At 68.3% G+C, this 13,623-nt stretch carries 8 protein-coding genes; 6 read left to right on the top strand and 2 right to left on the bottom strand.

Annotated features, from left to right (window positions below):
* Positions 1 to 3: 3 nt before the first annotated feature.
* Positions 4 to 2,853, bottom strand: coding sequence for a DUF748 domain-containing protein (locus V6W80_RS20535; RefSeq protein ID WP_338545254.1), 2,850 nt, complete (start codon positions 2,851 to 2,853; stop codon positions 4 to 6).
* Positions 2,854 to 3,285: 432 nt separating this feature from the next.
* Between V6W80_RS20535 and V6W80_RS20530 the strand changes: the two genes are divergently transcribed.
* The 4 genes from V6W80_RS20530 (at position 3,286) to V6W80_RS20515 (ending at position 7,739) form a co-directional block, all read left to right on the top strand.
* Positions 3,286 to 4,239 (top strand): bestrophin family protein, encoded by a 954-nt coding sequence (locus V6W80_RS20530; RefSeq protein ID WP_338545253.1) that lies wholly within the window; start codon positions 3,286 to 3,288, stop codon positions 4,237 to 4,239.
* Positions 4,240 to 4,492: 253 nt separating this feature from the next.
* The gene (locus V6W80_RS20525; RefSeq protein ID WP_068384289.1) at positions 4,493 to 5,809 is read left to right on the top strand and encodes an MFS transporter; all 1,317 of its coding nucleotides are present in this window, start codon (positions 4,493 to 4,495) and stop codon (positions 5,807 to 5,809) included.
* Between the two features lie 41 nt (positions 5,810 to 5,850).
* Positions 5,851 to 7,119: an arsenic transporter gene (locus tag V6W80_RS20520; RefSeq protein WP_338545252.1), complete on the top strand. Its 1,269-nt coding sequence runs from the start codon at positions 5,851 to 5,853 to the stop codon at positions 7,117 to 7,119.
* Between the two features lie 86 nt (positions 7,120 to 7,205).
* Positions 7,206 to 7,739 (top strand): cytochrome b, encoded by a 534-nt coding sequence (locus V6W80_RS20515; RefSeq protein ID WP_338545251.1) that lies wholly within the window; start codon positions 7,206 to 7,208, stop codon positions 7,737 to 7,739.
* Between the two features lie 4 nt (positions 7,740 to 7,743).
* Here the strand turns inward: V6W80_RS20515 and V6W80_RS20510 are convergent, their stop codons facing one another.
* A complete protein-coding gene (locus tag V6W80_RS20510) occupies positions 7,744 to 8,673 on the bottom strand; it encodes a LysR family transcriptional regulator (protein ID WP_338547478.1) in 930 nt (309 codons plus the stop codon).
* A gap of 164 nt (positions 8,674 to 8,837) precedes the next feature.
* On the opposite strand from V6W80_RS20510, the gene V6W80_RS20505 reads away from it, so the two are divergent.
* Positions 8,838 to 11,066, top strand: coding sequence for an FUSC family protein (locus V6W80_RS20505; protein ID WP_338545250.1), 2,229 nt, complete (start codon positions 8,838 to 8,840; stop codon positions 11,064 to 11,066).
* Positions 11,067 to 11,166: 100 nt separating this feature from the next.
* Positions 11,167 to 13,599: a glucan 1,4-alpha-glucosidase gene (locus V6W80_RS20500; RefSeq protein WP_338545249.1), complete on the top strand. Its 2,433-nt coding sequence runs from the start codon at positions 11,167 to 11,169 to the stop codon at positions 13,597 to 13,599.
* Positions 13,600 to 13,623: the final 24 nt, after the last annotated feature.

Raw genomic sequence — 13,623 nt, 5'->3', positions numbered from 1 at the left:
CGGTCAGAGCACCCCGAGCTGCAATTGCGCGGCCGTGGGCGATTCGCCGGATTGGGCTTGAGTACTGACGTCCAGCAGATAGACCCGCTGGGCATCCAGTTTCGCCGTCTCCACCAGATAGGTCTTGATGGCCCCCGCGCGTTGCTGGGCCAGGCTGCGCAGGAGGCCGTCGTTGCCGCTCCAGGCTTCGAGCACCGCTTGGCGCAGGCGTGCCGTGCGGGTGGCATCGTCAAGACTATCCCATTCCTGCGGCGGTTGCGCCTGCAGTCGCAGGCGATACAGGCCTTCCAGCAGGGGCGCGCGCATGTCGGCGGGCACCTGCAACTGGCTGGGATCGGCCGGCACCTTGTCGCCGCGGCGCTGCAGCAGGTTGAAGTACTGGGTCTGGAAGTCCTTTTCCAGCTGGCTGGCGGCCAGGGCGCGGCCATCGCTGGCGGCGCCGGCATGGCCCTTGACTTCCACCGTCAGTTGCGGGCGCTGGCGCAGGGCCGCGGCCAGTTTGTCCAGCTCGCCGCGGGCCTGGGCCGAGAGGGTGGTGCTGCCGGCGGCGAAGTCGATGGCGCTGAGATCCGCCTCGTGCCCGCCGACCAGTCCCGCCAGCATGCGGAAGGGCGCCTGGACGGCGCGGCTGAGCACGTTGCGCAGGGTCTGCCAGACCACCGGCATGACGCTGAAGTTGGGGTCGGCGAGATTGCCCGCCACCGGCAGGCGCAGGTCGATGCGACCGTGGCTGTCCTTGAGCAGGGCCACGGCCAGGCGCACCGGCAGGTCCACGGCGTCCTTGCTGTCCACCCGCTCGCCCAGTTCCAGCTGGTCGAGCACCACATGGTTCTGCGCTTGCAGCCGGCCGTCGTCGATGCGGTACTGCAGATCCAGGTCGAGGCGCCCCTTGCGCACCGCATAGCCGGCGAACTTGCCGGTATAGGGCGACAGGGTGGTGAGTTCGACCTGGCGGAAATAGGCGGTCACGTCCAGCTGCTGCAAGGGATCGAGGGGATCGAGACGGCCCTTGATCTCCACCGGCGCGAAACGGTCGACCTTGCCGGCGAGGTGGATGTCGGCCGGCTTGGAGGCGGCGGTATCGAGGGTGCCGATGCCGCCTTCCAGCGACTGGATATTGGTGGCGAAACCGGGCTTCAGGCTGTTGTCGGCGAAATCGGCGCTGCCGTCCTTGATGGTCACCCCGCCAATGCGGATCTGCAGCGGTGGCGAGCTGTCCTTCGACGCGGTTTTCGGCTGGGGCACCAGCAGGGCGCTGAAGTTGTTGCTCAGGTCTTCGTTGATCACCAGGGTGCCATAGGGCTGTTCCAGGTCGATTTTGTCGATGACCAGCCGCTTGCCCAGTTCGAAGGCGATGCCTTGCACGTCCAGCCGCTGCCAGCGCATGAAGTCCTGCTGGTGCAGGGTGTCGAGCACATGCACCTGGGTGACCTGGGCCGCGCCGCTGACGGTGAGCCCCAGCGGCTCGCCGGGTTTCAGGGCCACCTTGAGCCGACTGGCCAGCTGGCCGCTGCGGATCTCCAGGCGCACATAGGGGCTGAGATAGGGCTGGGCCTGGCGCAGGTTGAGTTCGTCGATGTCGACGTCGAAGTTGCCCTGCAGGGGGCTGAGCGTCAGCTGGCCGCTGGCGGTGATGCGACCGCGATCGCCCAGGGTGGTCTTGAGTGCCAGGTCGAAGGGTTTGTCGCCAGCGGTATCGAAGCCTTTGAGCGCCAGGTCCAGGCCGCTGAAATAGAGACTGGCCGGGTCCTGTGGCACGCGGTCCACCAGGTGCAGCTGGTTGTCGCTGAGCTCGGCGTCGTCGAGCCGCACGCGCCAGGCCGGGCCACTGCTGGGGGCATCGCTGGCGGGGAAGAGTTTCTGCCAGTCGAACGTGCCGTCCTGCTCGCGATTGCCCCAGGCATCCAGGCCGTTGCCGCGCAGGCGGGCGATGCTGACTTCGCGCTTCTGCAGATCCAGACCGATGCCTTCGGCGGCCAGGCGCTTGAAGCTGGCCTTGGGTTCGGCATTCACCGCCTGCACGGCGACGTCGTCCAGCGCCAGGCGACCCTGGCTAAGTTGCAGTTGCAGGCTCTTGCTCAGGTCCAGGCGGTAGTGGGTGCTGGCTTCCAGACGCCCCTTGCCCAGCGCCAGGGGCAACTGGTTGCGCACATAGGGCCACCAGGGCGCCAGGCTGACGCCCTTGAGGGTCAGGTCGCCCTCGCTGCGCAGCGGCAGGAGATCCAGGCTGCCCTTCCAGGTGAGCTGGCCGCCCTGGGCGGTGGTGGCGGTCAGCGCCAGCTGGCCCGGGGTGTCGCCGCTGCGGGTGCGGAAATCCTGCAGGGTGGCATCCAGGGGGGTGAAGGTGGCCTCCACCGGCTGGGCGCCCTGGGCGTCGAGGAAGTGCAGGCGGCCGCCGACCAGGGCGATGCGCTCGATGTGCACCGGGAAGGGCTGGCTTGGCTCCGCATCCGCTGGCGGCGTGGCGGGAGTGGCGGGGTCGCTGCGCCAGAGCTGGGCCAGATTGACCTGGCCACCCTTGGCGATGCGCAGATCGACCTGGGGCTGGTCGAGGCGTACCTCGGTCAGGTGCAGGGTGCGGTGCCAGAGGCTGTCCCATTGCAGATCGGCCGAGAAGCCTTCGGCGGCAATCACGGGATGCTCCGCCGAGCCGATTAGCAGCTTGTCGGCGTGCAACTCCAGGGTGAAGGGGTTGAAGCTCAAGGCCTGCAGGCTGGCCGGCTGGGTGAGGCGCTCGGCCAGCGTCTGGTTGAGGTAGTGCAGGGCGAGGCGCGGCCCGACCAGGAAACCGAGCAGACTGTAGAGGGCCAAGAGCGCGAGCAGCACGAGGCTCGCTTTCACAATTCTGGACATGCAGGCATCTAGGACGGCGAAGGTGGCCGGATTATGGCACGGCGCTTCCGGCGACAAGGGCGGTGGCTGTCCCAAAAGCACTGCTGGCTATGCGAGTCATCAGGGACACGACTACAGGAGCGGCTGCAGGATAGCTCACAGTTTCGCCAACCCGGACGAGCGGAGCGGGCGCACGACCGATCAGTGGTCAGGTGGACGGGAAGGCTTCTGGTAGAGGCGTCGAGGCCTTTGCCGGAGGCTCTAACACGGCAATTTGCCATGATCCATCCGTCGCTCCGGATTAAGTTTGACTTAAGCACCGCCGACTAGTCTCGCGAACAGGTTGCATTCTCAGGAGGAGGCGCGGCGACGGGTCGAGTGGCTCGTGGCGAGACGACAGGAAGGCATGGGCAACCGCGAATCGAGAAGCCGCGCCGCCGCCGGGAGTGCCAGATGTCCAGTCCGATCCAACTCCGTTCCATCCAGAAGAAGATCCAGTTCCTGCGTACCACCTTCAGCTATGTCGGCTGGTCGCTGTTCGGTCTGCTGCTGTGGGACGTGGCGGTCACGGTGGACGCCATGCTGTTCGTCGACGACCGCTTCGACCTGCCGCTCACGCCCCTGACCCTGCTGTGCTCGGCGCTGGTGGTGCTGATCAGCTTTCGCAACAGCAGCGCCTACGCCCGCTGGTGGGAGGCCCGTACCCTGTGGGGCGCCATGGTCAACAGCTCGCGTAGCTTCGGCCGCCAGGTGCTGACCCTGATCGACGATAACGGCAAGGCGCAGAACCGGGTCAAGGCGGTGCTGCTGCGTCGGCACATGGGCTATCTGCACGCCCTGCGCGCCCAGCTCAAGCGCCAGGACCCGGCCCAGGCCGCCGCGCCCTATCTCGCCCGTCATGAACTGGCACTGGCCGAAGGCAGCCTCAACTTCGCCAACGACATCCTCGCCGGCACCGCCGAGCTGATCGCCAGCGAATACCGCCAGGGCCGCCTGGACAGCATCCGCCTGGCGCGGCTGGAAGAAACCCTGGTGGACATGTCCAACTGGCAGGGCGGCATGGAGCGCATCGCCAACACCCCCTTGCCCTATCCCTACGTCTGCTTTCCCCAGCTGTTCAGCTTTCTGTTCTGCATCGCCATGCCGCTGGGCCTGGTTTCGACCCTGGGCTGGTTCACCCCGCTGGTGTCCACCGTGGTCGGCTTCATGCTGCTGGCGCTGGAGCGCATCGGCAGCGATCTGCAGGCGCCCTTCGCCGACAGCCAGCATCAGATCACCATGGACAAGCTGTGCGCCACCATCGAGGCCAATCTGCTGTCGATGCTGCGACCGCGCAGCGAAGAGGGCTGTGCGGTGCTCCTGGCCCAACCCGAGACCGACGCCGCCCTGACCCGGCAGGTGGCCTGATGCGCCGGCATCCTGCGATGGCGACCCTCTGCGAAGTGTGAAGGCGTACGGAAAGCACCGGGCCAGAGGGATTTCTTTGCTATTGGTACGGCACTAGCGCCGCTTCGCTCCGGTCACATTTTGCAATCTCCCCTGGCAGCGGTGGTTGGCTGGGATCCGTCGAGTCATACCGACGGCCTCTGGTGGGCTAGGGCGAGAGGTGCCGTGGGGCGTTTTGTCCTGCGACTCTTCATCTCGCTACGGATGCCCGCTCATGTCCGAAACCCGTGCCCCGGCCACCGCCGCCAGCGCCGAACCCTCGCGCCGCGCGCGCCATGCCCTGGATGCCCTGAACTTCACCCTGGCTGACGTCCGCGACGGCCTGGGCCCCTATCTCGCCATCTATCTGATCGCCGTGCGCGGCCCGGGGGAGGGCTGGAACGAGGCCACCGCCGGTTTCATCATGACCCTGGCCGGCATCGCCGGGCTGATCGCCCAGACCCCGGCCGGCGCCCTGATCGACCGGACCCGCCACAAGCGCCTCATGGTCGGCGTCGCCGCTCTGGTGGTGACCGTCTGCAGCGTGATGCTGCCCTTCGTTTCCAACTTCTATGTGGTGGCGGCCACCCAGTCCTTGGCCCATGCCGCCGCGGCCCTCTTCGCCCCGGCGCTGGCGGCCATCACCCTGGGGATCGTCGGACCCAAGGCCTTCACCCGGCACATCGGTCGCAACGAGGGTTTCAACCACGCTGGCAATGCCGTCTCGGCGGCTCTGGCAGGTGGGCTGGCCTATTTCTTCGGCCCCACCGTGGTGTTCTGGCTGATGGCGCTGCTGGCGGCGGCCTCCATCGTCGCCATCGTCCGTGTCCCTCAGGACGAGATCGACGATGACCTGGCCCAGGGGCTGGGCGAGGAAAACGGCGCTCGTGACAGCAAGCCGGTGTCGGCCTGGCAGGCGCTGCTGGCCAATCGCAAGCTGCAACTGCTGGCGTTGCTGGCGGCCATCTTCCACCTGGCCAATGCCGCTATGCTGACCTCGGTCGGCCAGCAGCTGACCCATATCGTCGGCAAGGACAGCGCCACCTCGCTGGTGGCCGTCTGCATCGTCGCCGCCCAGTGCGTGATGGTGCCGGTGGCCATCCTGGTGGGGCGCAAGGCCGACGTCTTCGGGCGCAAGCCGATCTTTCTCTTCGCCTTTGCTGTGCTGGCCATCCGCGGGGTGCTCTACACCTTTTCCGACAGCCCCTATTACCTGGTGGCGGTGCAGCTGCTCGACGGCATCGGCGCCGGGATCTACGGTGCCCTGGTGCCGGTGATCGTCGCCGACCTCACCCGCGGCAGCGGGCGCTTCAACGTCAGCCAGGGCGCCATCGCCACCGCCCAGGGCCTGGGCGCGGCGATCAGCGCCACCATCGCCGGGATCATCATCGTCCGCTTCGGCTACGCGGCGGCCTTCACCACCCTGGCCGCCATTGCCGCGGTGGGCTTTGTGCTCTATCTGCTGCTGATGCCGGAGACCCGCGACCGCCAGGTGGTTGCCGATGCTCGATCAGGCGCCATGGAGCCTCCGCAATCGGCCGGATTAGGCTAATGTCTGCCGCTTTCCCGCTCGATAGAAGGCACTAGGCGTTCATGGGGTCACTCGCGCTCTCTCCTCACCTGCTGACCTGGATCATCGCCGGGGTAGCCACCCTGGGTGTGGTCTCGCGGCCGTTCGGTCTGCCGGAAGCGCTGTTCGCCGTCGCTGGCGCCGCGCTGCTGGCAGTCTTTGGTCTGTTACCGCTGGACGGCGTCTGGCACGGCATTGCCAAGGGCACCGACGTCTATCTGTTCCTCATCGGCATGATGCTGCTGGCCGAGATCGCCCGGAAGGAAGGGCTGTTCGACTGGGTCGCCGGCCATGCGGTGCGCGCGGCCAAGGGGTCGGCGCTGCGGCTGTTCGCGCTGGTCTATGGCGTCGGCATCCTGGTCACGGTGTTCCTTTCCAACGACGCCTGCGCCGTGGTGCTGACCCCGGCGGTCTACTACGCCACCCGCGCGGCGAAGGTGAAGAATCCGCTGCCCTATCTGTTCTCCTGCGCCTTCATCGCCAACGCGGCGAGCTTCGTGCTGCCGATCTCCAACCCGGCCAATCTGGTGGTCTTCGCCGAGCACATGCCGGAGCTGAGCCGCTGGCTGGCGCTGTTCACGGTGCCGTCGATCCTGGCCATCGCCGCGACCTTCCTCACCCTCTGGGCGACCCAGGCCAAGGTCCTGCGTGCCGAGCGGCTGTCCGCAGGGGGCGCGGTGGAGGCCTTGCCCACCACCGGGCGCATCGCCGGCTGCGGCCTGATCCTGACCATCCTGGTCCTGCTCGGCGCCTCGGCGCTGGATCTGGAGCTGGGTCTGCCGACCTTCCTGGCCGGTTTCGCCACCTTCCTGGTGGTGGTGGCCTGCAAGCGCGGCGGCGGTCTGGAGTTGCTCAAGCACATCTCCTGGGGCGTGCTGCCACTGGTGGCCGGGTTGTTCGTGCTGGTGGAAGCCCTGGAGACCACCGGGGTATTGCAGGCGCTGGCGAATCAGCTACAAGCGGCTGCCCAGGCGACGCCGGAGCGCGCCGCCTGGGGCGCCGGGCTGCTGGTGGCCTTTGGCAGCAACCTGGTCAACAACCTGCCGGCCGGCCTGCTGGCCGGGGCGGCGGTGCAGACCGCCCAGGTCTCGGAGAAGATCGCCGGTGCCGTGCTGATCGGCATCGATCTCGGCCCCAACCTGTCCATCACCGGTTCCCTGGCGACCCTGTTGTGGCTGGCCGCGCTGCGCCGCGAGGGGCTGTCGGTGAGCTTCTGGCAATTCCTCAGGCTGGGCGCCGTGGTGATGATCCCGGCGCTGCTGTTGGCGCTGGCCGCGCTGATCCATCTCTAAGGCGCTGACCGGCGGTCCCCCGGCGTAGCGGCATTGTCGCTGCGCTTAGGGCACTATCGGGATACCTCTGCTGGAGAGAGCTGCCCATGGCCGTCGCCCGCTATACCGGATTCGCCCAGGCGCTGCACTGGCTGACCGTCGCGCTGCTGTGCCTGCTGCTGCCCTTCGTCTGGGTGGCGGAAAACTTTCCACCCGGGCCGGTGCGGACCCTCTGGTATCTGCTGCACGAATCCACCGGGATCTCGGTGTTCCTGCTGATCCTGATCCGGCTGACCTGGCGCTGGCGGCATCCGGCGCCGCCGGCCAACCCCCGTGACGGTCGCCTGCTGCGGCTGCTCGCCGGCCTCAATCACGGCCTGCTCTACGCCGTGCTGCTGATGATGCCGGTGACCGGCTACCTGATGGCCGGGCAGGGACAGCCGGTGCCGGTGTTCGGGCTATTTTCCCTGCCCGGCTTTCCTCGCCACGAAGCCCTCGGCATCCTCGCCAATCGCCTCCATGTGGCGGGCCAGTTCGCCGTCTACGGCCTGGTGATCCTGCATGTGGCGGCGGTGGTCTGGCATGTGGCGATCCGTCGGGACGGCACCCTGGAGCGGATGCTGCCCGAGCAGCGGCCTTAAAGCGTCAGGTCCCTTCCACCAGCAACCGATCGCGCTCCAGCAGGGCGGGCAGGTTCTCGCGCAGGTGGTCGACCAGGGTGCGGATCTTGGCGTCGAGGAAGCGCCGCGACGGATAGAGCGCATGGATGTCCAGGCCATAGAGCCGGTGCCCGGGCAGTACGCGTTGCAGGCGGCCCCTGGCCAGGCCAGCAACCGCGGCGTACAGCGGCAGGGCGCCGATACCTAGGCCGCTGACCACGGCTTCGGCCAGCGCATCGGCGGTGTTGACCTGGAAGGGCGGCCGATCCACCGCCACCTCGGCTATCCCTTCAGGCCCCTCCAGCAGCCAGCGATCCGGCGCCATGGCCCGATTGACCAGGCGCAGGCAGCGATGCCCGGTGAGATCCGCGGGCGTAGCCGGGCGCCCCTGGCGGTTCAGATAGGCAGGCGCCGCGCAGAGCACGCTATAGGTACTGCCCAGATGCGCCGAATGGAAGGCCGAATCCGGCAGGCCAGCAGCCAGGATCAGCGACAGGTCGTAGCCTTCCTTGAGAATGTCGGTGAAGGTGTTGGTCAGCTGCAGATCCAGATCCACCTCGGGATAGCGCTCGGCATAGCCGGCCAGGCTCTGGATCAGATAGTGCTGGCCGAGGCCGGTCATGGTGTGGATGCGCAGCCGGCCGCGCGGCACGGCCAGGGCGTGACGGGCCTCGGCATCGGCTTCATCGAGGTCGGCGAGGATGCGCTGGCAGCGCACCAGGTAGCGTTCGCCGGCGTCGGTCAGGCGCAACTGGCGGGTGGTGCGGTGCAGCAGTCGGGTCTGCAGATGCTGCTCCAGCTGGCTGACCGCCCTGGATACATAGGCGGTGGTGAGTTCCAGCTGGCGCGCGGCGGCGGTGAAGCTGCCGGTCTGGGCCACGCAGGCGAAGGCGCGCAGATTGAAGAGATGATCCATGGACGGGGCAGGGCGGTGGAAAGGGGCATTGTGGGCCATTACCCGCCCGTTGGTTAACGCTCTTTGCCGCCACACCCGACTTAATCGCCGTGGGGTGTACTTCCTAGAATGGCCGCCGAGGCGCTGCGCCTCCTCCCCTCCGGTCGCTCCCGTCGTTGCCCACCATGCCCTTCGCTTCGCCGCTCTTCGCGCGACACCCCACTGCTTCCCCACGTAGACGCTGGCCCAGCCTGAACGCCTGGCGCCGCGCCGGTCGCGAATGGGCCCGCACCGATGGCCAGACCTGGGCCTTCATCGCCAAGGCGCTGTTGGCTGCCACCCTGGCCCTGTGGCTGGCCTATCGCCTGGAACTGCCGCAACCGAGCACCGTGCTGGTTACCGTGTTCATCGTCTTGCAGCCGCAGAGTGGCCAGGTGCTGGCCAAGAGTTTCTACCGGATCCTGGGCAGTCTCGCCGGGCTCACCTTCACCGTCGCCGCCATCGCCCTGTTCGCTCAGGAGCGGGTGCTCTTGCTCGGCGCCCTGGTGCTGTGGATCGGCTACTGCACCCGGGGGGCGGCGCGTTATCGCGACTTTCGCAGCTATGGCTTCCTGCTGGCCGGCTACACCGCCTGCCTGGTGGGGCTGCCGGCGGTGGCCCAGCCCCAGGGCGCCTTTCTGCAGGCGGTGTGGCGTCTGTTGGAAATTGCCCTGGGCATCTGCTGCGCCGGGGTCGTAAGTGTCGCGATCCTGCCGCAGACCACCCGTGGCGTCCTGCGCCGGACCCTGGCCCAGCGCCTGCGCGATTTCCTGGCCATGGCCCATGACGGTCTGCTGGGTAGCCTCGATGCCGAACGCTTCGCCGGGCTCAGTGCGCGTTTCGCTGCCGATTCCGTGGGCTTCGAAAGCCTGCGCAGCGCCAGTGTTTTCGAGGAGCCCTATCTGCGCCGACGCAGCGGACGCCTGGCCGCCTTGGGCAATCGCCTCATGCTGCTCAACACCCGCTTCCATGCGCTCTACCAACTGCTCGACCGCCTGAGTGATCGGCCCCGGGCCGTGCGCCAGGCGCTGGCGCCCGCGCTAGAGTCGATCGCTGCCGCCCTGGCGCCGGCCCTGGGTCGCCTGCCGGAAGAGCGTGACCTGCGCCGCCTCAGTGAGCGCCTGGCTGCGGAGCGCGAGACGCTGATGGCCGCGATCCGCAATGGCCGCCAGCAATTGGTCCAGGCGACGCCTGCCGAAGCCGACCGGCTCGACTACGACACTGCCGCCGAACTGCTCTATCGCTTCGCCGAGGATCTGCACCTGCTGCTTGGCGCCCAGCTGGCGCTGGAGGGCGCTGCGCACCTGCCGACCACTCCCCGCGAGACCTTCACGCCCCTGGCCAGCCGTGCGGTAGCCTGGATGGCTGGGCTGCGCAGCGCCCTGGTGGTGCTGGGCGTGGGGCTGTTCTGGATCGAGACCGCCTGGCCGAGCGGCGCGGCCTGCACCCTGGCCGCGGCGCTGATCTCGGCGCTGGCCTCCACCTCGGCCGATCCGCGCCGCTATTGCCTGCAACTGGCCGGCGGTACCCTGGTCGGGGCCCTGGCCGGTGGGCTGCTGCAATTCCAGGTCCTGCCCTGGATCGACGGCTTCGCCCTGCTGCTGCTGACCCTGACACCAGTGTTCGCCGCTGGCGCCTGGCTGATCACTCGACCGCGGCTGGCGGGCTATGGCACCGGGCTGATGGTCTGGTTCTGTTCGGCGGCCCTGCCGGGCAATCTGCCGCGCTACGACGCAGATGTCTTCTGCAACACCTACCTGGCCTACGGGGTGGCCTGCGCGGTGGCGGTGGTGGCCGTCAGCGTGCTCCTGCCGCCCAGCCAGCCCTGGGTCTGGCGCCGGCTGGAAGATGCCCTGCGCGAGCGACTGGTCCATGCCATCGGGGCGCCCCTGGCCGGTCTGAGTGGCCGCTTCGATTCCGGCCTGCGCGATCTGCTCAACCAGGTGCAGGTGCTTACCGTCGGCCAGCCGGAGGTGCAGCGGCGGCTGCTGCGCTGGACCTTTCTCAGTCTGGAGCTGGGCCACGCCATCATCGAGCTGCGCCTGGAGCAGGCCGCGCTGCCACCCCTGCCCTGGTATCGCGAAGAGCGCGCCTGGCGCCTGGCCATTCGCGCCCTGGGGCGGGCGCTGGTGCGATTGTTCCGCCAGCCCAACGCCGCCAACCTGGCCCGCGCGCTCACGGCCGTGGACCATGCCATCCTGCTCGCGCACCAGGCCCAGCGCCACCTGGAGCCCAATCCGGGCGACTTCGATCGCTCGCCGCTGCGACGCATCGCCAGCTACCTGCACTTCATCCGCACCTCGCTGCTGGCGCCGGATTCGCCCCTGGCCGGGTACCTGCCGCAGGCCCGGCCACCGGCGCGCGACGAAGGCTAGGCAGCAGGCCGCCAAAATCCGACTAGGCTTACGGACGGGGAGGGCCACAGGCCCTCTGCCATGCGACTTTCGGCACAACCAGAACAAGGCCCGCCTGCCCATGCCCGTCCGCTTCGTCCGTCCGCTGCTCTGTTCCGCCAGCTTTCTGCTGACCCCCCTGGCGTCTGCCCTGGAGGCCCCTGGCGCCCCCGGTGCCACGCCCTTCTGGTCCTATTCCGGCAAGACCGGCATCGGCACCAGCTACGAGGCCTATCGCGATGGCGCCTACAGCGACAAGGCCAGCACCGGGCGCGTCTCGCGGGTGTGGTTCTCCCTGGCCCAGGGGGTGGTCACCGAGACCATGCAGGGACTCATCCACGAGGCGCAGCTGCGCGAAATGCAGCTGGTGATCCGCGGGCCCGACTTCACCCACCTGGAGCGCGACGACACCGATAGCCGCATCGAATACCTGGCCACCGATGCCGCCGGCCGGCCCACCTCCCTGGCCTACAAGATGGTCAACCGCGACCGCCAGGGCCGCTACGAGATCGAGAAGCACGTCTTCACCGACCCGGACCAGGACACCCTGGTCATGCGTGTCATCTTTCGCAGCCAGGACCCACGCATCCAGCCCTATCTCTATGTCGATCCGGCGCTGGCCAACAGCGGTAGCCACGACCGCGCCGCGGTGAAGGGTGGGGTGCTCTACGCCAGCGAAGGCGAGCACGCCCTGGTGGTGAAGGCCAGCCAGCCGCTGCAGACGCCCACCGTGGGCTTCGTCGGCAGCTCCGACGGCCTCGACGACCTGCGCCGCAACGGCAAACTGACCCAGCTCTACAGCAGCACCGGCGACCAGGCCGGCAACGTCGCCATGCTGGCCAAGCTGCCGCTCAAGGGCGCCGAGACCACCCTGGACGTGGTGGTGGGCTTCGGCGCCAATCCGCGCCAGGCCGAGGCGGCGGCGGATGCCACCCTGACCCGCGGTTATCAAAAGGTGCTGGCCCACTACAACGGCGAGGGCGACGCCATCGGCTGGCAGGACTACCTGGCCGGTCTCGACCAGCTGCCGCGCCTGCAGGCCCAGGCCGGCGACGGCGGCAAGCTGGTCAACGCCAGCGCCCTGGTGCTCAAGGCTCAGGAGGACAAGACCCACGCCGGCGCCCTGATCGCCTCGCTGTCCAATCCCTGGGGCGAAACGGTGCCGGCGGGTAAGGGCACCACCGGCTACAAGGCGGTTTGGCCACGGGACTTCTACCAGTGCGCCATGGCGCTGCTGGCGCTGGGTGACCGGCAGACGCCCAAGGTCGCCTTCAGTTACCTCAAGCAGGTGCAGGTGGATGCCAATACCGCGCACAAGCCGGCCGACAGCTCCGCCTTCATCCACCAGCAGAAGCAGGGCGACGAAGTCCGCGCGCCCGGCGCCACCGGCTGGTTCCTGCAGAAGACCCATGTCGACGGCACCATCGAATGGGTCGGTGTGCAACTTGACCAGACCGCCATGCCCATCATGCTCGGCTATCGCCTCTGGCAGGGTGGCCTGCTCGGCGATGCCGAAATCGACCGCTGGTACCGCGACATGCTCAGGCCCGCGGCGGATTTCCTCGCCCGCGACAGCCAGGTCAACCTGGGCTGGAACACCTGGCAGGTCAAGCCGCCGCAGACCCAGCAGGAGCGCTGGGAAGAGCAGTGGGGCTATTCGCCGTCCACCACCGCGGCGGTGATCGCCGGTCTCGCCACCGCCAGCGAGCTGGCGCGCCATGCCGGCGACGAGGCCAATGCCAGCCGTTACCGCGATACCGCCCGGCGCTATTCGGGCCAGGTGGAAAAGACCATGGCCACCACCCAGGGCAGCCTGGGCGCCGGCCACTACTACCTGCGCATCACCCAGAACGACGATCCCAACGACAAGGGCAAGCTGGTGGACAACAACAGCCGTCCGGGCCTGCCGGAGGACCAGGTGCTGGACGCCGGCTTCCTCGAACTGGTGCGCTACGGCGTGCGACCGGCCAGCGATCCCCTGGTACAGAAGAGCCTGGCGGTGCTGGATGACGAAGGCCTGCCGGAGAATCTGCGGGTCAAGTACAGCTTCCAGTATCCCGGCGTCAGCGGCACCTTCCCCGGCTGGCGGCGCTACGGCAACGATGGCTATGGCGAGAGCGAAAGCTCCGGCATCAATTTCCCCGCCACCGAGCAGCCGGTGCCCAACTCGGGGCTGCGTGGCCGGGTCTGGCCGATCTTCACCGGCGAGCGCGGCCATTACGAGCTGGCGCGCCTGGCCCTGCAGGGCAAGCCGGACCCGGCGGCGCTGGGCAAGCTGCGTGACACCTACGTCCGCGGCCTGGAGCTGTTCGCCAACGCCGGCCTGATGCTGCCCGAGCAGGTCTGGGATGGTGTGGGCGACAACCGGCGCCATGGCTACCAGATGGGGCAGGGCACCGATTCGGCGACGCCGCTGGCCTGGTCCCACGCCGAATACGTGAAGCTGCTGCGCTCCCTGGCGGACGGCCAGGTGTGGGATCACTACCCGGTGGTGGCGCGGGCACTCGCGCCCTGAAGCAAGCCAGTTGTCGGATCGCGA

Source organism: Pseudomonas benzopyrenica (genome assembly GCF_036884265.1).
GTDB lineage: Bacteria > Pseudomonadota > Gammaproteobacteria > Pseudomonadales > Pseudomonadaceae > Chryseomonas > Chryseomonas benzopyrenica.
This window is presented reverse-complemented; position numbering and strand designations above follow the sequence as displayed.